Source organism: Lysobacter sp. Soil_N_23, assembly GCF_057656135.1.
Map to the genome: position 1 here is coordinate 213,686 of NZ_JBDGKY010000004.1, position 17,173 is coordinate 230,858.

Here is a 17,173-nt window from a genome sequence, read left to right on the forward strand (position 1 = left end):
GTTCATTCTTCCTCGTCCGCCAGGACCAGTTGGTAGTGGCCGGCCTGGAGCAGGCCATACACGCAGTCGCGCCCAGCCTCGCTCAGTCCGGCATAGGTCGCGCCGTCGAGGACGGCGGCATTGGCAATCGCCGAGGCATCGGCGGCCGGCAACTCGTGCGACTGGCCGGCGACAAACAGTTGCGAGGGCGCGCCCTTGCCATGGGCACGGCGCCAGGCCATGCGCGACCACGGGTGGCGGTGCAGAGCTGCGTCATGCTGGAGGTCCCATTCGATCTCGATGCGCGAGCGCGGATCGGCACCGGGCTGGACCTCGCCGGCGGCGCGGTACACGGTCATGAACCGGCCGAACCACTCGCCGAGGCGGTCAGGGTCGTTCATGCGCAGCATGTTCAGTGCCTCGACGGCACGGTTCATCGCCGCCATGTCTATTTCGGCCGGATCGGTTGCAGGCGCCAGGTCCGCGTCGGCGTAGCGCAGGGCCTCGTCGGCATCGGCTGCGAGCGTGTCGACGAAGTCACCCAGCAGTTCCGCCGCCGACGGTGCGCGCATGCCGACCGAGAAGGTCAGGCAGGCATCCTCGGCAACGCCGTTGTGCGGCACGCCCGGCGGCAGGTACAGCATGTCGCCCGGGCCGAGCACCCACTCGTGGCTGGCGGTGAACTCGCTCAGCAGCTTGAGCTCGACGTCGTTGCGGAATCCCAGCGGCGGATGGTCGCTCGCGTCGATCTGCCAGCGCCGATGGCCCTGCGCCTGCAGCAGGAACACGTCGTACTGGTCGACGTGCGCGCCGACCGAACCGCCCGGTGCGGCGAACGAGACCATGACGTCGTCGATGCGCCAGCGCGGCAGGAACGAAAACGCCGGCAGCAGTGCGGCGATGTCGCTGTCCCACTTGTCCATGTCCTGCACCAGCAAGGTCCAGTCCTGGTGCGGCATGGCGGGGAACTCGGCCTCCTCGAACGGGCCGTGGCGCAGCGTCCAGCGGTCGTTGGCGCGATCGTGCATGACGATCCGCGACAGCGCGGATTCTTCGCAGGCCAGGCCGGCGAGGTCCTCCGGTTGCAGGGGCGACTGGTAACCGGGGAACGCGTTGCGGATCAGCACTGGCTTCTTCTGCCAGTAGTCGCGCAGGAAGCGTTCGGGCGTCATGCCCAGCGGCGGCATCGCCGTCGCATCGATCTCAATGGGAACTTGCTGTTGCGGGGCCGGCTTCTTCGCCGCCACGGTCTTCTTGCTCATGTCGTTATCTCGTCGTAGCCGCGGCCACGGAACTGCAACAGGCACCAACCATGCCCGAACGGGTCGGCGATGGTGGCGATGCGGCCCCAGTCGGCTTCGCGGGTGGCGCCTTCCTGTTGCGCGCCGGCGGCGACGGCCTGGGCCAGTGCGGCATCCAGGTCGTCGACCACCACGTCGCAATGGACGGGCGTCCAGTGTCGGTCGTAAGTGCGTGGGTGGCCGCCGGCACCGGTGCTGCCGTCGGCCTTGTGCAACAGATAGACGGGAACCTCGGCGCCGAGCATCTCCACTACGGCATCACCGAAGCGGCGCGCCGGCTCCAGGCCGAAGGCGGCGATGTAGAACGCCTCGGCCGAGGGCAGGTCATCGACGTCGATGTTGAGCAGCAGCTTCATGATGTCGATCCCGGAGTCCATTCCCTTCTCCCGCGAGCGGGAGAAGGGGCCCGAAGGGCGGATGAGGGCGCTCTTGCTCGCCTGCGCTCTTGCCCTCACACCAGCCCTCTCCCGCCAGCGGGAGAGGGAGCAAACGCTCAGATCTCGCGCGCGAGCTTCTCGGCCAGGCCGGTGTAGCTGCCGGGCGTCATTTCGAGCAGCCGCTGCTTGTCCGCCGCCGGCAGTTCCAGCGTGGAAATGAACTCGCGCATCGACGCTTCGTTGATGCCTTGGCCACGGGTCAGCGCCTTGAGTTGTTCGTACGGATTGGGCAGGCCATGGCGGCGCATCACCGTCTGCACGGCTTCGGCCAGCACTTCCCACGAGGCATCCAGGTCGGCGGCCAGGCGTTCGGGATTGACGCTGAGCTTGCCCAGGCCGCGTTGCAACGCATCGAAACCGATCAGGGCATGGCCGAACGCGGTGCCCAGCGCGCGCAGCACCGTGGAGTCGGTCAGGTCGCGCTGCCAGCGGCTGATCGGCAGCTTGGCGGCGAAATGCTCGAACAGCGCGTTGGCGACGCCGAAGTTGCCCTCGGCGTTCTCGAAGTCGATCGGGTTGACCTTGTGCGGCATCGTCGAGCTGCCGACTTCGCCGGCCTTGACGGCCTGCTTGAAGTACCCCAGCGAGATGTAGCCCCAGATGTCGCGGCACAGATCGACTGCGATGGTGTCGATGCGGCGCTGCGCGTCGCAGATCTCGGCGATGCCGTCGTGCGGCTCGATCTGGGTGGTGTAGGGCTGCCAGTTCAGGCCGAGCGAATGGACGAAGTGCTCGGAGAACTTCGGCCAGTCGACATCCGGATAGGAGGCGACGTGGGCGTTGTAGTTGCCGACCGCGCCATTGATCTTGCCGGGCATGCGCGCGGCGGCGAGGGTCTCGCCCTGGCGCTGCAGGCGCGCGACCACGTTGGCCAGTTCCTTGCCGACCGTGGTCGGCGAGGCGGTCTGGCCGTGCGTGCGCGAGAGCATCGGCAGTGCGGCGTGCTCGTGCGCCATCGTGCGCAGGGTCTGGATCAGTTCATCCAGCTTGGGCAGCAGCACGAACTGGCGCGCCTGGTTGAGCATCAGCGCGTAGCTGAGGTTGTTGATGTCCTCGGAGGTGCAGGCGAAATGCACGAACTCCAGCGCCGGGCCCAGCTCGGCATCGTCCTTGAGGCGCTCCTTGATGAAGTACTCGACCGCCTTGACGTCGTGGTTGGTGGTGCGCTCGATCTCCTTGACCCGGGCCGCATCGGCCGGCGACAGGTTGTCGGCGAGCGCGCGCAGGCGCGCGGCCGCGGCTGCGGAAAACGGCGACAGCTCGACGATGCCCGGCTCGTCGGCCAGCGCCAGCAGCCACTCCACTTCGACCTTGACCCGCGCCTTGATCAGGCCGTACTCGGAGAAGATCGGGCGCAACGCATCGACCTTGCCGGCATAGCGGCCATCGAGCGGGGACAGGGCGAGCAGTTGGGATTCGACGGACATGGCGGGCCGGGGGGCGAGAAAACCGCGATTCTACTACTCCTGCCCATCCGCATCCCCGGCCCGTGATCCCGGCGGACGCCGGGATCCAGGCCCGTAGCCCATCTGCCTTGTCACTTCCAAGCCGCGCCTGGCGTGGTCGTCGCCGCAGCGAGCGGCGTAAGCTGATCCCATCGATCCCCCGGAGAGTCGGCAATGGCCAGGCAGCGAGGCAGCGGCGCGCAATTCCGCACCGAACGCGACAGCATGGGCGAGCTGCAGGTGCCTGCAGCGGCGCTGTGGGGCGCACAGACCCAACGCGCGGTACAGAATTTCCCCATTTCCGGCCAGCCGATGCCGCGCGAGTTCATCCGTGCACTGGGCCTGATCAAAGCCGCCGCGGCCCAGGTCAACGGAGGCTACGGGTTGCTCGGAAAAGGGGCGGCACAGGCGATCCAGACCGCCGCGCTGGCCGTTGCCCAGGGCGAACACGATGCGCAGTTCCCGATCGACGTCTACCAGACCGGCTCGGGCACTTCCAGCAACATGAATGCCAACGAGGTCATCGCCACCCTGGCCACGGCCGGCGGCCGGCAAAAGATCCACCCCAACGACCACGTCAACCTGGGCCAGAGCTCCAACGATGTGATTCCCACGGCGATCCGCGTGTCGGCGCAACTGGCCACCGTCGAACACCTGCTGCCGGCGCTCAAGCACCTGCGTCGCACCATCGAGCGACGCGGCAAGGCGCTGGGCAAGGTGACCAAGACCGGTCGCACCCATCTGATGGATGCGATGCCGCTGACGTTCGCCCAGGAGTTCGGTGCCTGGGCGTCACAGCTCGCCTCGGCGCAGGAGCGAATCGACGACGCGCTCAAGCGCCTTCGACGCCTGCCGATCGGCGGCACGGCAATCGGCACGGGTATCAATGCCGATCCGCGTTTCGGCCGGGCGGTGGCAAAGGCGTTGTCGACGCTGGCCGGCACGCGCTTTGAATCAGCGCAGGACAAGTTCGAGGGAATCGCCTCGCAGGACGACGCCGTCGAATTGTCGGGGCAGTTGAGCACGCTGGCCGTGGCGCTGATGAAGATCGCCAACGACCTTCGCTGGATGAATTCCGGTCCGCTGGCGGGGCTGGGCGAGATCGAACTGCCGGCGTTGCAGCCGGGCAGTTCGATCATGCCGGGCAAGGTCAACCCCGTGATCCCCGAGGCGACCTGCATGGTCTGCGCGCAGGTGATCGGCCATCACGCCGCGATTACGGTTGCCGGGCAAAGCGGCAACTTCCAGCTCAACGTGATGCTTCCGCTGATTGCCTACGACCTGCTCGATTCGATCCGGCTGCTGGGTAACGTGATGCGGCTGCTCGCCGACGATGCGATTGCCGGCTTGAAAGCGCGCCCGGAACGCATCCGCGAAGCGCTGGACCGTAACCCGATCCTGGTCACCGCGCTCAATCCGATCATCGGTTACGAGAAAGCCGCGGCAATCGCCAAGCAGGCCTACAAGGAGGGGCGGCCGGTGCTGGACGTTGCGATCGAGTCGAGCGGTCTGACCGAAAAGGATCTGCGCCAACTGCTGGACCCGGCGGCGTTGACGCGCGGCGGGATCCACGAGGGAGCGGGCGGGGGAGGCTGACTGCAGGAGCGGAAGTCGCTTCCGTTCCTTCGCGTCATCTGCTCATGCAATCGGAGGACAAGCGCTTCCTCCGAGTGTTTCACCCAGCCGAGCCATCGCACGCGGGCATCGCTGCGATGTGGGCTGTCACCTGCGCGCACCTGTAACGCTGAACGCAACTCGGAGCCTGCTTGGCTTCGCACCTGTGCCGTGGCCTGTCATCAGGCAAAAAAGCTCCCGATGTTCGGAGTGACTGCGCGCCGTGCGGATCTGTCCGGTGTGGCTAAGTCTTTTTCTCGTTGAGTCCGTTCTTATGTGAACAGGGGTTCTCGCTGCGTAAAGTCACCGCGGTCTGCAGCAGGGGCGAAGCGAAAGGCATCACGCCTGTCGATGAGCAATCACGCTCGACACCGCCGGATGTGGCCGACCTTCAACCATCGACTTGGGAACTCAGCGACATGAGCAAGAAACTGATCAACGTTATGGCATTGACCGGCATCGCGATGGCCTCGCAGGCCGCCTTCGCATCCGATGGCACCATCACCGTCACCGGCAAGGTCATGGACTCGACCTGCACTGTCGCCAGCACCGCCGGCGGCAAGGATTTCACCGTCGCCCTGCCGACCGTCTCGAAGACCACGCTGGCCGCTGCCGGCAACACCGCCGGTGCCACCGGCTTCGGCATCAAGCTCAGCGGCTGCTCGCCTGACAGCGGCAATGTGCACACGCACTTCGACGCAGGCGCGACGGTCGATCCGAACACGGGCCGACTGACGCTCAATGCCGGCGGTGCCACCAATGTCCAGATCCAGATCAAGAATGCCGACGGTTCGATGATCAAGGCCGGCGCCGATTCGACTTCGCAGAACTCCAAGGCGGTCGCCCTGACCGCGGGTGCCGCCCAGCTGAACTACATCATGGAGTACTACGCCACCGGTGCCGCCACTTCGGGCGCGGCCGATTCGAGCGTCACCTACACCATCGCTTACCAGTAACCGCAACCGCCCGGGCAGAAGCGGGGCACCCGCTTCTGCCCGCGGCGAACCTATCGACAGGACAACCTCCGCATGAAGCATGCAATCAGGGCCGTGGCAGCCGCTGTGCTGCTGGCGATGGGTCTTGGCCACGCACAGGCTTCCGTCGTCATCGCCGGTACGCGCGTCGTCTATCCCGCGCAGGAACCGGAAGTGACCGTCAAGCTCAGCAACGTCGGACAGTCGCCAGCACTCACGCAGGTCTGGCTGGACGACGGCGACGCCGCGGCCGACCCGGCGATGATCGACGTTCCCTTCACGCTGACGCCGCCGATGTCGCGCATCGATGCGGGCAAGGGCCAGACCCTGCGCATCATCCATACCCGGGAACCGTTGCCCCAGGACAAGGAGTCGGTGTTCTGGCTCAACGTGCTGGAAGTGCCGCCCAAGCCCGGCGCCGACATGGCCGCTTCCAACAAGGTGCAGCTGGCATTCCGCTCGCGGATCAAGCTGTTCTTCCGGCCGCAGGGACTCAAGGGCAGTGCCGATCAGGCGCCTGCGCAGATCACCTGGCGCGTCGGTCGCGATGGCGACCATGTCGCGCTCCAGGCGAGCAATCCCACGCCGTATCACGTGTCCTTCAGTGCGCTGGAACTGGTGGCCGGCGGCAGGAGTGTCAGCGCGGTCGACGGCGGCATGATCGGTCCAGGGCAAACCATGGCCTTCCCACTCAAGGGCGAAGCCATCGCGAACCAGGGTGCTGAAGTGCATTACCACGCCATCAACGATTTCGGCGGGCCCATCGACGGCAAGACACCGCTGTAACCGCGGTTGCGGTAACGCGGCATTCCATCGCCGGGAAAACCGCCAAGCGCGGGTCCGGTCTTCATCACCATCCAACGAATTCCCTTTCAGGACGCCGCGCGGTGCGGCAGGGGCGAGGCTTGCCCAGGATCCGGAGTCGAACCGCAATGCAAAAAACGCAAGATCACCTTCCCGGCCTTCGGATCAGCCCGATCAGCCTGGCCATAACGACGCTGTTGCTCAGTGGCGGCGCCTGCGCCGATCCCGCGGCGATCGGCGATGACGCCGGCGGGTCGGTCGAGTTCAACGAAACCTTCCTGCGCCCGACGGGCGGCGGCACGCACGCCGATATCAGCCGCTTCAGCAAGGGCAATCAGGCGCCGCCTGGCACCTATCGTGCCGACCTCATCCTCAACCAGGATCTGGTGGGAACCGTCGATGTGACCCTGCAGGCGGTCGATGCCGAGATGCGCGACGTGCAGCCGTGCTTCGACCGGACACTGCTGGCGCGCATTGGTGTCGACCTGGGCAAGCTGACCCCGCAGGCAGCGGCACTGATGCAGGCAGATGGCGGACATTGCGCCGCCATGCCTGAGCTGATCGACGGAGCGACCGCTTCGTTCGACAACGGCGAGCAGCGCCTGTTCGTGAGCGTGCCGCAGGCCAGCCTGAGCCGGCAGCCGCGCGGCTACGTCGATCCGCAGTTCTGGGACGATGGCGTGACCGGTGCGCGCCTGCAGTACGACGCCAATGCCTATCGCTCCGAAATAGGCGGCATCGGTGCGACGCAGAGTTACCTGGGTGTCGACGCCGGCTTCAATGCCGGGCCGTGGCGACTGCGCCACACCGGCAACCTGACCCATGACAGCGGTGCGGACTCCAGGTATCAGTCGGTCCGGAGCTACGCCCAGCGCAGCATCCCCGCGCTGAAGAGCCAGTTGACCCTGGGCGACGCCTACACCGACGGCGCCGTGTTCGACAGCTACGGTTTCCGCGGCGTGCAACTGACCAGCGACGACCGCATGTTCCCGGAGTCGCAGCGCGGTTACGCGCCGACCGTTCGCGGCATCGCCAACAGCAATGCACGCGTGCAGATCCGCCAGGACGGCAACGTCATCTACGAGACCACCGTGGCGGCGGGTGCCTTCGCCATCGACGACCTGTATCCGACCGGTTACGGCGGCGATCTGGAGGTGGTGGTCACCGAGGCCGACGGCAGCGTGCACGTGTCGAGAGTGCCCTTCGCATCGGCCGTGAACGCCCTGCGCCCGGGCGTCACCCGCCACGCCATCACCGCCGGCAAGTACCGCAACGCCGTTCTGCGCGCCACGCCCTATGTGTTCCAGGGAACCCTGCAGCACGGCTTCAACAATCTGCTCACCGGCTACGGCGGCGTGGTCGCGTCCGACAACTACTCGGCGGCGGCACTGGGCGCGGCGCTCAACACCCCCATCGGCGCGTTCGGCGCGGACATCACCCATGCCCGTACCAGCCTGCGCAACCAGCCCGACCGCGAGGGCCAGAGCCTGCGCGTGAGCTTCAGCAAGCTGCTGGCGCCGACCAACACCAACATCACCGTGGCCGCGTATCGCTACAACAGCCGCGGCTTCCTGGGCCTGCCCGATGCGATCGCCCTGCGCGAGCTGGATGACCGGTTCTCCAACGCGGGCGATCCGGCGATCCAGCGCGGCAAGCTGCAGTTGAACATCAGCCAGCAGTTGCCGGGGAATGGAGGATCGTTCTACCTGTCGGGTTTCCGCCAGGACTACTGGAACCGCCACGACGCCGATACCCAGTACCAGGCCGGCTACAACAACACCTTCCGGCGGGTCAATCTGGGCCTCTCCGCCAGCCGCCAGTTCGAACTGAACCTGGGCAGGTGGGACAACCAGGTCATGCTGACCGTTGGCGTGCCGCTGGGCAGCAGCCCGCGTGCGTCGTACTCGACCACCGGCGTGCAGCGCCTGGCCTCCGGCGCGACCGCGCTGCAGCAGTCGCTGACCGGCTCGCTGGGCGAAGACAGTGCTTTCAGTTATGGCATCAACGCCGGTCACACCCGCGGTGGCGGCCAGGACAGCATCAGCACGGTCGGCGCCAATGCCGCCTACGCCTCGCCGGTGGCCACCCTGAGCGCCAGTGCCAGCCGCAGCGGCGAATACCGCCAGGCCAGCGCCGGTATCTCCGGTGGCATGGTGGCCTACCGCCACGGACTGGTGTTCTCGCCGAGCCTGGGCGATACCACGGCGATAGTGGAGGCCAAGGGCGCCGGCGGCGCACGCGTGGTCAGCGGTACCGGCGTGCGCGTGGACCGATGGGGCCACGCGGTGGCATCAAGCCTGCAGCCGTTCTCCAACAACCCGATCGAGATCGATCCGAAGGGCCTGCCGCTCAACGTCGAGTTGAAGTCGACCGTGCAGCAGGCCACACCGACGGCCGGCGCGATCTCGCTGATCAAGTTCGAGACCACCAACGCAGGTCGCGCGGCCATCCTGCGCGCCCGCAGGGAGAACGGCGCGCCCGTGCCGTTCGGCGCGGAAGTCCTCGACAGCGCCGGCCAGAGCATCGGCACCGTGGCGCAGGCCGGACGCATTATCGCCCGCCGCCTGTCGAGCGATAACGGCGAACTCACGGTGCGATGGGGTGACGAGTCGATGGATGCGTGCAGGCTGTCCTACGCGTTGCCACCAGCCGACGCCGCCACGCTGCATGCGACAGACGACGTCACCTGCCGATGATGAAGACACCCGGATCAGGAAACACCATGACCAGAGCAAACAACGGACTTCGCAATTACGCGGCGATTGCCCTCATCGCCGCGCTTGGCGTGCTGCCTGGCGTCGGCAGGGCCGCCTGCTCCGTCACGGGGGGGAGTGCACCGACAGACGTGTATTTCACGTTCACGCCCTCGATCGTGTCGTTCCCGCGCAACGTGCCGATGAGCACGGAAGTCAAGTACACCGATCTCGTCGTCAGGCCGCCGTTCTCCGCGGTCACCTGCAACGGAGACAGTTACGGAATCATCAATCAGGCCGGTTCGCAGCCGGCGATTGGAGGCATCGATTTTCCCGTCGGCAATACCGGCGTGGCGATCCAATGGCGTCTGTTCGCTCGCGGTGACTCGGTGCCCGCCTATGGCACGCTGAGCCTCAACGGTTCGAAGGACTTCCCTGCGGCCAGGCGCGGGCTTTCCATGGTCAAGGTCGGGCCGATTCCGGGCGGCACGGTCGTGCCTGCAGGCCTGGTGGGAAAGCTGAGGTACGGCTCGGTCGATGTGTTCAACCTGTGGTTGGCCAACTCGCTGACGATCGTGACGCCCACTTGCACGACAGCCGACGTCACCGTGTCGCTGGGCACGCAGCAGGCAACCGATTTCAAAGGCCCGGGCAGCGGCGGCACAACGGCCGCGCTGAGCATTCCGCTCAATTGCGAGGCCTACATCAATACCATCAACTACCGGATCGACCCGGCTACCGCGGTCTTGAACTCTGCCCAGTCGGTGGTCGCGCTGGATGCGGAGTCCAGCGCCAGCGGTATCGGTGTGCAGGTGCTCAATGACGCGGGTACCGCCCCGGTTCCCTTGGGCGCGCTGCAGGCATTCAACAACTACCAGGGCGCAGCCGGCAGCTATTCCGTGCCGCTGCGCGTTCGCTACTACCAGACCGGAGCGACGGTGAAGGGCGGCACCGCGAACACTTCGATGACGTTCACCATGGACTACAGGTAGCCAGAACGCCGCGAAGCCCGCGGTCTTGGAGGTCGCGGGCAGGCACGGAAAGCGGACGCTGGTCCTATTGCTTCGACGCCTTGTTCTCCGCCGCGGTAGTCTCCGCATGCTCGCTGGTCTCCCGCCAGCAGTCGTCCACATCCGACGCATCCATCGTCGCGTACGGCTTGAACTCCGGCAGCGCGGCGGCCAGCTTCTGCTGCGAGTCCAGCATGGCCGGCAGGTGCGTGCACAGCTGCTTGGCGGCAGTGCGGACCTTGTCGGCTTCGGCCTGGACGCGTTTTTCGACGTCGTCGGTGTTGCCGGTAAACACGCCCTTGAGCGATTCGGCCACGGCCTTGGTGGCCAGGTCGGCGCTCTCCATGCCGATGTGCATGCCGGCGGTGGCGACGGCGACGACGTGGCTGCGGTACTCCAGCAGCAGCGCACGCTGCGCGGGCGTCACCGCCACGGCGCGGCCATCGATCAGCAGGTCGCCCTTGGGCGTGATCTCGGCCTTCTTGCCACCGTTGTGCTCGTCCTTGGAGACGGTGATGTTGCCTTCCGAGATCTCCTTCTGCGCCTCGCCGATGGCTTCCTGGATGGCGGACGAGATGGCCCCGGTGTCCTGCTTTCCGGCGGTCGGCGCGTTGCCCGGTGCGGGATTGGCGCCACAGGCAGCCAGGAGCGAGATGCCGCCGAGCACGGCGGCGAACAGTACGGTGCGGCTTGCGGCAATCATGTGGAGCTCCTGGCTGGTGAGGGGGACGCGAGTGCGCCCCCCGCTTGTCTTGGAATCAGTTGTCTTGCGGAACGTCCGTGCGACCGGACACGCCGCTATGGTCGACCGAACCGCTGCCGACATGGCGCACGCTCAGGTTGCCGCGCACGTCGCGCACGTCGAGGTCGCCCGAGCCGATCCGGTCGACGTTGACGTCGCCGCCGACATCGATCAGTTCGACGTCGCCCGAGCCGATGCTGCCGACCGTGGCGCCGCGTCCGATGCGACGGGCGCTGAAGTCGCCGGAACCGACGCTGAGCACCTGCAGCGATCCGATCGTGTCGAGTTCGATATCGCCCGAGTTGAGGTCGGCGGTGACCAGGCCGCGGATGTCGCGTGCCTCCACATCACCCGAACCCAGGTCGATGCTCAGCGACGTGGCGCCGGTGACTCGGGCATCGCCGGAACCGACCTTGAGCTGCACCGGCACGTTGTCCGGGATCGAAGCCTTGATATCGAGGTAGGCGTAATGGTTGCCGCCAAAGTTGAAAGTCATGCCGTCACTGCGCTCGGCCGTCACAATCAGCTTGTCGCCGACACGCTGCTGGGTCAGCTGGAGGTCCTTCAGGCGGCCGGCGTCGGAGGCGCAAGCCTTGCCGTCGATGGCGGAGCGGGCATTGGGGGAGGCGGTGACGATGAGGTCGTGCGGGCCGATATCGAACACCACGGCCTTCACCCCGACCAGGTCGAGCTGCAGGTTGCGCGCTTCGGAGTGCTCGCAATAAGGGGCGGCGGCGTGGGCGGCGGGCACCAGGGCAGCGCTGAGGGTCAGGGCGACGGCAATTGCGGACTTGTGAATCATGTTGGTCTGGCTCCGTGGGTCAGTGCGACTGGGATGCGGGACAGTGGCCGAAGGTTGCGTGCCACCGTCCCGCAAACCCGACGAGCGGGGCTCAGCCGTCGTCGCGCCAGCGACGCATGCGGATCGCGCCGTAGAGCATCGCCGCACCCGCCACCGCGCCGACCCACAGCTGCGGCGTGAGCAGGACCGAGTACATCGTGCGCAGGTTGATCACCGAGTGGATCGCCTGCGGGCCATCGACACTGATGTCGCCGATGTTGGCCGCATCGAACCAGGCGCCGGGGACGATGCTGGTCAGGCTGCGGGCGACGATGTTCTTCCAGAACCAGGCCGTATCCAGGTCGAAGGCATGCATCAGGTCGAACCAGCCGACCAGGATGCCGGCGAAGATCGGGATGATCAGCGCCCACAGGAACGGCTTGCTCTTGGCCCAGGACGAGCACAGCATCAGCCAGCCCACGGTGGGCAGCGCCCACAGGGCATACACCGGGATCGAAGCGAGCAGGTGCGCGCAGACTTTCAGCGGGCTCGCCGGCACCCACAGCAGGGTGTACGGATTGCCGCCGTGCAGCAGCACGACCAGGCTGTAGATCAGCATCGAGCCGAAGACGGTGAGGATGGCCGCGATCGCGGCGATCACCGGTGCCATCAGCGTGGCGCTGAGCACCTTCGACAGCACGGTGTCGCGGTCGGAGATCGGCAACGACTTCCAGAACAGCACGCTGCGGTCCTTGCGGTCGTCGTACAGGCTGCCCAGGCAGTAGAAGAACACGACGAAGGCGAGGACGACGAAGGGCCAGGTCGCGGCCATGTAGAGGCTGGCGTCGATCGCACCGCCGAACTCGCGCAGCTCGTCCGGGCTGATCTTCTCGGTCAGGCGCGCCAGGTCGAGTCCGTTGACCTGGAAGCTGCCGCCTTCGACGTTGATCGTGGCGTGGTCGGGAACCTTGCGCAGCAATACTTCGCCGGCACCGACGCCCATCAGCGTGAGCAGCAGGAGGATTCCGCCGGCCACCAGCGGGGCCCAGAAGAAACCGCCCTTGTGCTCCCAGAACTCGCGCTTGAGCAGCATCTTGTAGGTGTGGGTCGGGTGCGGCGCGGCCACCACGGCTGCACGGCCACCGTGGGATTCCTGGATTGCGTTCATGCGTAGGTCCCCTTCATGGTGGCGACGAACAGGTCGGCCAGGCCCGGCGTGCGGGTTTCACCGAGGCCGGCCAGGTGTTCGTGCGGCACGGAATCGAACAGCATCACGGTCTTGCCGAAGGGCAGGGCGCGTTCGTCGATCGGCTTGAGCGCACGCGCCTGATCGGTCTTCTCGCCGTTGACCAGCACTTCGATGAAGCGCTCGCCGAGCGATTCCATGTCGTTGTCGAGCACGATCTTGCCGTCGCGGATGAACATCACGTCGGTGAGGATGTGCTCGATCTCCTCGACCTGGTGGGTGGTGACCAGGATGGTCTTCTCCTCGTCGAAGTAGTCCTCCAGCAGGCGCTGGTAGAACTGCTTGCGGTAGAGGATGTCCAGGCCCAGGGTCGGCTCGTCGAGGACCAGGAGCTTGGCGTCGATCGCCATCACCAGCGCCAGGTGCAGTTGCACGATCATGCCCTTGGACAGTTCGCGCACCCGCATGTTCGGCGTGAGCTTGGTGTGGGCGAGGAAGCGTTCGCACTTGGCGCGGTCGAAACGCGGATGCACGCCGGCGACGAACTCGATCGCCTCCTTGACCCGGATCCAGCGCGGCAGCACCGCCACGTCGGCGATGAAGCAGACGTCGCGCATGAGCTCGTCGCGCTCGGTGCGCGGGTCGCGACCCAGCACTTTCAGCGTGCCTTCGAACGGGATCAGCCCGAGGATGGCCTTGAGCGCGGTGGTCTTGCCGGCGCCGTTGGGACCGATCAGCCCGACGATGCGGCCGGCCGGGATCTCGAACGCGGTCTCGTCCAGCGCCAGCTTGTTCTTGTAGGCCTTGCGCAGGCCGTGGGCGCTGACCACGGAAGCGGAAGTGGTGACGGGGGCGTTCATTGCGCGCCTGCCTTGACGTCGGTGGCCAGCAGTTCCTGTGCGGTCAGGCCCAGGCGCATGATGCGTTCGAGCACCAGCGGCCATTCCTCGCGCAGGAAGCGTTCGCGCTCATTGAACAGCAGTTTCTTTGCGGCCTCTTCGGTCACGTACATGCCCAGACCCCTGCGTTTTTCGACGAGAGCCTCGTCCGCCAGTTCCTGATAGGCGCGCGAGACAGTGATTGGATTGAGCTGGTATTCGGCAGCGACCTGGCGCACCGAGGGGAGAGCGTCTCCGGGCTTGAGCACCCCGTCGAGCATCATCGCAATGACGCGCTCCTTCAGCTGGCGATAGATCGGAGCGCCGTCGCTCCATTGAATTGCGGTCATGGGTTTCAGCCCCGCGGTGCGAATGAGAAATAAGGCATGACTAGGGTTTGCCGGCGGTGCCGGGCGGCAGTCCTTGCCTGTTTCTTTTCGGTATCGATGGTGGCGCTCTCGAAAGACCTGGAACTGTTCACCGCTTCGGCCAGGGCCGCGGCGGTTGCGATTTCAGCGGTCAGGGCGGCGGCACCGGCCAGGCTGTCGACCTGGTCGGCGCGACGCTCGATGCTGCGTGCGAGGGCTTCGATCTGGTCGCCATGGCTGGCGCTCGGATCGGAAGGCGTGAAGGTGAATTCGACCGGACCTACATGCAGGGCGATCGGGCGAGCTTGCGGTTGCTGCGGCGCCGGAAGCGCCATCGCCAGGCACAGCACCAGGGTCGAAGCCGAGGCGAGCAGGGCGAGGAAGGAGTTGTGGAGCCTGCGGTTCATGGTGGCGTCCTGCTCTTTGGTCAACCGGTGTTGTAGGCAACTATAACACCTAAATACTCCCGGTCAAGTCCGGCCTACCCAACTGATGGCATAGGCCGATGAACGGGGGGCGTGACGGGGACGGGGCGGAGCAAGCATCTATCCGTGCCCCAGGGGCTGTCCTTGCTGCTGGTGTCGGCTTTCGCTTCGGCCGCTGGCGGTCCGCACGATCTCCGCTACCGGCCATTGGCCGGCAGGCGCCGGTTCCGGCATCGACCCTATGCCGGGGCGAAGTGGTGCTCATGGTCAACGCTACCAGCAAGCGCGGTAACACGCCGTACTTCGAAGCGCTGGAAGCGGACGCCGGAACAACCGGACCGGACAGCGGTCACACCGTGCTGCGCGCACGGTCATTGCCCATGCGATCCTGTGCCGCGACAATGCACCGCTTGCGTGGCGATGGCGGCAGCCGATGCCGTCCAGACGCAATCTGGCCATTCAGGCCGACGACCATACCCATACGGAGCAGGTACCCGATGAAGGCTTTTGTGCGCGGCGCCGCCGTGTTGATCACCACTGCGGCCACGCTGATCGGCGCGGCAGCCTCTGCCCAGGACAAGACCGTGCTTACTACCGAACGCGACAAGGCCAGCTACATGGTCGGCAGCGATATCGCCCAGTCCATCGCCCCGGTGGCGCCGGACATCGATCTGGCCGCTTTCGAGCGCGCCATCAAGAACGCCTTCGACGGCGGCAAGCCGCTGATCACCGAGGACGAGGCGCAGGTCGTCGGTCCGGCGCTGATGCAGCGCATTGCCTCGCGCGCCGGCCAGGCACCGGCCGGTGCCAAGGTGCCCGACGTGGCCAAGGACAAGGTGGCCTATCTGGTGGGCGCCGACGTCGGCCGCTCGCTGGCGCCGATCCAGGACGAGCTCGAGTTGCCGGTGGTGGTGCAGGCGATCCGCACCAGCTTCAACAAGGGCACGCCGCTGCTGAGCGAGGCCGAGCAGGGCGCGGTGCGCCAGTCCTTCCAGCAGAAGGTCCAGGCCAAGATGCAGGCGCAGGCCTCGGCGCTGGGCGACAAGAACAAGGCCGACGGCGCCGCGTTCCTGGCCAAGAACAAGGCGGTCAAGGGCGTGTTCACCACCGGCTCGGGCCTGCAGTACATGATCCTGCGCCAGGGTTCGGGCGCGCGTCCGAAGTCGACCGACCAGGTTCGCGTCAACTACCACGGCACGCTGCTCGACGGCACCGTGTTCGACAGTTCCTACGATCGCGGCCAGCCGGCCGAGTTCGCATTGGACCAGGTCATCGCCGGCTGGACCGAAGGCGTTTCGATGATGCCGGTCGGCAGCAAGTTCCGCTTCTGGATTCCGGGCGAGCTGGCCTATGGCCCGAAGGGCACGCCGGGCGGCCCGATCGGTCCGAACGCGACGCTGGTGTTCGACGTTGAATTGATGGCCATCCTCTGAATTCGAACGGTACGTCTACCGTTCAGTTCGTTGCTGGCAGTTTGTGAGGCCTTGTTGGCGGCGTGGCCGGTGCCACGCTGTCGAAGCCCATACAAAGCCCATTGCGGTCCTGATGTCGAAACCCTATCCCTGGAGCCTCCGTCCGATGAAGTTTTCCCCGCGCCACACCGCCCTCGCCCTGGCCATCGCTTCGCTTGCAGCGCTGACCGCTGCCTGCAACAAGCCGGCCGACAAGGCCGCGGACGCCGCCAAGCCCGACGCCGCCGCTGAAGCCAAGGCCGGCGACAAGGCGATCCCGGGCCTGCCGACCGAGAAAGAGCAGGTCAGCTACATGATCGGCATGGACATGGCGCGTTCGCTGGAGCCGGTCAAGGATGAAATCGACCTGGACACCCTGAACAAGGCGCTCAAGAGCTCGCTCGCCGGCGAGAAGCTGCTGCTCGACGAGAAGCAGTCGGCGCAGATCCGCGAAGCGTTCGCGCAGAAGGTGCAGGCGCAGCGCATCGCCAAGATGATGGCCGACGCCAAGAAGAACCTCGAGGACGGCGAGAAGTTCCTCGCCGAGAATGGCAAGAAGCCGGGCGTGATCACCACCGCGTCGGGCCTGCAGTACCAGGTCCTGACCGAAGGCAAGGGCGTCAAGCCCAGCGCCACCGACGCCGTCAGCGCGCACTACAAGGGCGCCCTGCTCGACGGCAAGACCTTCGACAGCTCCTACGATCGTGGCGAGCCGGCGACCTTCGTGCTCGGCCAGCTGGTGCCGGGTTGGCAGGAAGGCATCGCGCTGATGCCGGTCGGCAGCAAGTACCGCTTCTGGATCCCGAGCAAGCTGGCCTACGGCGAGCAGGGCGCTGGCCCGATCGGCCCGAACCAGACCCTGGTGTTCGAAGTCGAGCTGCTCGACATCGTCAAGCCGGGCGGCAAGTGAGTAACGGGTAACCATCCGGGTGCAGGGAGCGAAGACCGCTCCCTGCTCCTGCAGATTCGTTCCTCGTTGGAGTACCTATGCGCGTCACCATCTTCGGCACCGGATACGTCGGCCTCGTCACGGGCACCTGCCTGGCCGACGTCGGCCACGACGTGATCTGCGTCGACATCGACCA

General features: G+C 66.3%; 17 protein-coding genes. 8 read left to right on the plus strand and 9 right to left on the minus strand.

Going from position 1 to position 17,173, the window contains the following annotated elements:
- Window positions 1-2: 2 nt before the first annotated feature.
- The 3 genes from AC3A3X_RS05265 to purB form a co-directional block, all read right to left on the minus strand.
- Window positions 3-1,241: a JmjC domain-containing protein gene (locus AC3A3X_RS05265; protein WP_487581981.1), complete on the minus strand. Its 1,239-nt coding sequence runs from the start codon at window positions 1,239-1,241 to the stop codon at window positions 3-5.
- Entirely contained in the window at window positions 1,238-1,657 is a 420-nt protein-coding gene (locus tag AC3A3X_RS05270; RefSeq protein WP_487581982.1) for a VOC family protein, read from the minus strand. The genes AC3A3X_RS05265 and AC3A3X_RS05270 overlap by 4 nt, the downstream gene beginning before the upstream one ends.
- A 116-nt stretch (window positions 1,658-1,773) precedes the next feature.
- The gene (gene purB, locus AC3A3X_RS05275) at window positions 1,774-3,144 is read right to left on the minus strand and encodes an adenylosuccinate lyase (protein WP_487581983.1); all 1,371 of its coding nucleotides are present in this window, start codon (window positions 3,142-3,144) and stop codon (window positions 1,774-1,776) included.
- 192 nt (window positions 3,145-3,336) lie between these two features.
- Between purB and AC3A3X_RS05280 the strand changes: the two genes are divergently transcribed.
- The 5 genes from AC3A3X_RS05280 (at window position 3,337) to AC3A3X_RS05300 (ending at window position 10,239) form a co-directional block, all read left to right on the plus strand.
- Window positions 3,337-4,758: a class II fumarate hydratase gene (locus tag AC3A3X_RS05280; protein ID WP_487581984.1), complete on the plus strand. Its 1,422-nt coding sequence runs from the start codon at window positions 3,337-3,339 to the stop codon at window positions 4,756-4,758.
- A 437-nt stretch (window positions 4,759-5,195) separates the two neighbouring features.
- Window positions 5,196-5,732, plus strand: coding sequence for a fimbrial protein (locus AC3A3X_RS05285; protein ID WP_487581985.1), 537 nt, complete (start codon window positions 5,196-5,198; stop codon window positions 5,730-5,732).
- A 72-nt stretch (window positions 5,733-5,804) separates the two neighbouring features.
- Entirely contained in the window at window positions 5,805-6,536 is a 732-nt protein-coding gene (locus AC3A3X_RS05290) for a fimbria/pilus periplasmic chaperone (RefSeq protein ID WP_487581986.1), read from the plus strand.
- Between the two features lie 146 nt (window positions 6,537-6,682).
- Complete coding sequence (locus AC3A3X_RS05295) at window positions 6,683-9,250, plus strand: fimbria/pilus outer membrane usher protein (RefSeq protein ID WP_487581987.1); 2,568 nt, start codon at window positions 6,683-6,685, stop codon at window positions 9,248-9,250.
- A gap of 26 nt (window positions 9,251-9,276) precedes the next feature.
- On the plus strand, window positions 9,277-10,239 hold the full coding sequence (locus AC3A3X_RS05300) for a fimbrial protein (protein WP_487581988.1): 963 nt from the start codon (window positions 9,277-9,279) through the stop codon (window positions 10,237-10,239).
- Window positions 10,240-10,303: 64 nt separating this feature from the next.
- Here AC3A3X_RS05300 and AC3A3X_RS05305 read toward each other — a convergent pair whose 3' ends face one another.
- From AC3A3X_RS05305 to AC3A3X_RS05330, 6 genes are all read right to left on the minus strand, one after another.
- On the minus strand, window positions 10,304-10,960 hold the full coding sequence (locus tag AC3A3X_RS05305; protein ID WP_487581989.1) for a YggN family protein: 657 nt from the start codon (window positions 10,958-10,960) through the stop codon (window positions 10,304-10,306).
- 55 nt (window positions 10,961-11,015) lie between these two features.
- Window positions 11,016-11,801, minus strand: a complete 786-nt coding sequence (locus tag AC3A3X_RS05310) for a DUF4097 family beta strand repeat-containing protein (protein ID WP_487581990.1) — start codon at window positions 11,799-11,801, stop codon at window positions 11,016-11,018.
- Window positions 11,802-11,892: 91 nt separating this feature from the next.
- Complete coding sequence (locus AC3A3X_RS05315; protein ID WP_487582006.1) at window positions 11,893-12,909, minus strand: hypothetical protein; 1,017 nt, start codon at window positions 12,907-12,909, stop codon at window positions 11,893-11,895.
- A 35-nt stretch (window positions 12,910-12,944) separates the two neighbouring features.
- The gene (locus AC3A3X_RS05320; protein ID WP_487581991.1) at window positions 12,945-13,826 is read right to left on the minus strand and encodes an ABC transporter ATP-binding protein; all 882 of its coding nucleotides are present in this window, start codon (window positions 13,824-13,826) and stop codon (window positions 12,945-12,947) included.
- Window positions 13,823-14,194: a GntR family transcriptional regulator gene (locus tag AC3A3X_RS05325; protein ID WP_487581992.1), complete on the minus strand. Its 372-nt coding sequence runs from the start codon at window positions 14,192-14,194 to the stop codon at window positions 13,823-13,825. Before AC3A3X_RS05325 ends, AC3A3X_RS05320 begins: the two co-directional genes overlap by 4 nt.
- Before the next feature lie 5 nt (window positions 14,195-14,199).
- Window positions 14,200-14,619 (minus strand): hypothetical protein, encoded by a 420-nt coding sequence (locus AC3A3X_RS05330; RefSeq protein WP_487581993.1) that lies wholly within the window; start codon window positions 14,617-14,619, stop codon window positions 14,200-14,202.
- Between the two features lie 515 nt (window positions 14,620-15,134).
- Here AC3A3X_RS05330 and AC3A3X_RS05335 point away from each other — a divergent pair.
- The 3 genes from AC3A3X_RS05335 to AC3A3X_RS05345 all read left to right on the plus strand — a co-directional run.
- The gene (locus AC3A3X_RS05335; protein ID WP_487581994.1) at window positions 15,135-16,070 is read left to right on the plus strand and encodes an FKBP-type peptidyl-prolyl cis-trans isomerase N-terminal domain-containing protein; all 936 of its coding nucleotides are present in this window, start codon (window positions 15,135-15,137) and stop codon (window positions 16,068-16,070) included.
- A 145-nt stretch (window positions 16,071-16,215) separates the two neighbouring features.
- Window positions 16,216-16,998 carry an FKBP-type peptidyl-prolyl cis-trans isomerase gene (locus tag AC3A3X_RS05340; RefSeq protein ID WP_487581995.1) on the plus strand — a complete coding sequence of 261 codons (783 nt, stop codon included), beginning with the start codon at window positions 16,216-16,218 and terminating at the stop codon, window positions 16,996-16,998.
- Window positions 16,999-17,075: 77 nt separating this feature from the next.
- The coding region (locus tag AC3A3X_RS05345) for a hypothetical protein (protein ID WP_487582007.1) at window positions 17,076-17,173 on the plus strand (98 nt) is incomplete at its 3' end.

What these genes read in the sequence shown, in the direction of transcription:
- AC3A3X_RS05265 (WP_487581981.1), bottom strand. Translation starts at nt 1,241, where the DNA reads ATGAGCAAGAAGACCGTGGCGGCGAAGAAGCCGGCCCCGCAACAGCAA.
- AC3A3X_RS05270 (WP_487581982.1), bottom strand. Translation starts at nt 1,657, where the DNA reads ATGGACTCCGGGATCGACATCATGAAGCTGCTGCTCAACATCGACGTC.
- purB (WP_487581983.1), bottom strand. Translation starts at nt 3,144, where the DNA reads ATGTCCGTCGAATCCCAACTGCTCGCCCTGTCCCCGCTCGATGGCCGC.
- AC3A3X_RS05280 (WP_487581984.1), top strand. Translation starts at nt 3,337, where the DNA reads ATGGCCAGGCAGCGAGGCAGCGGCGCGCAATTCCGCACCGAACGCGAC.
- AC3A3X_RS05285 (WP_487581985.1), top strand. Translation starts at nt 5,196, where the DNA reads ATGAGCAAGAAACTGATCAACGTTATGGCATTGACCGGCATCGCGATG.
- AC3A3X_RS05290 (WP_487581986.1), top strand. Translation starts at nt 5,805, where the DNA reads ATGAAGCATGCAATCAGGGCCGTGGCAGCCGCTGTGCTGCTGGCGATG.
- AC3A3X_RS05295 (WP_487581987.1), top strand. Translation starts at nt 6,683, where the DNA reads ATGCAAAAAACGCAAGATCACCTTCCCGGCCTTCGGATCAGCCCGATC.
- AC3A3X_RS05300 (WP_487581988.1), top strand. Translation starts at nt 9,277, where the DNA reads ATGACCAGAGCAAACAACGGACTTCGCAATTACGCGGCGATTGCCCTC.
- AC3A3X_RS05305 (WP_487581989.1), bottom strand. Translation starts at nt 10,960, where the DNA reads ATGATTGCCGCAAGCCGCACCGTACTGTTCGCCGCCGTGCTCGGCGGC.
- AC3A3X_RS05310 (WP_487581990.1), bottom strand. Translation starts at nt 11,801, where the DNA reads ATGATTCACAAGTCCGCAATTGCCGTCGCCCTGACCCTCAGCGCTGCC.
- AC3A3X_RS05320 (WP_487581991.1), bottom strand. Translation starts at nt 13,826, where the DNA reads ATGAACGCCCCCGTCACCACTTCCGCTTCCGTGGTCAGCGCCCACGGC.
- AC3A3X_RS05325 (WP_487581992.1), bottom strand. Translation starts at nt 14,194, where the DNA reads ATGACCGCAATTCAATGGAGCGACGGCGCTCCGATCTATCGCCAGCTG.
- AC3A3X_RS05330 (WP_487581993.1), bottom strand. Translation starts at nt 14,619, where the DNA reads ATGAACCGCAGGCTCCACAACTCCTTCCTCGCCCTGCTCGCCTCGGCT.
- AC3A3X_RS05335 (WP_487581994.1), top strand. Translation starts at nt 15,135, where the DNA reads ATGAAGGCTTTTGTGCGCGGCGCCGCCGTGTTGATCACCACTGCGGCC.
- AC3A3X_RS05340 (WP_487581995.1), top strand. Translation starts at nt 16,216, where the DNA reads ATGAAGTTTTCCCCGCGCCACACCGCCCTCGCCCTGGCCATCGCTTCG.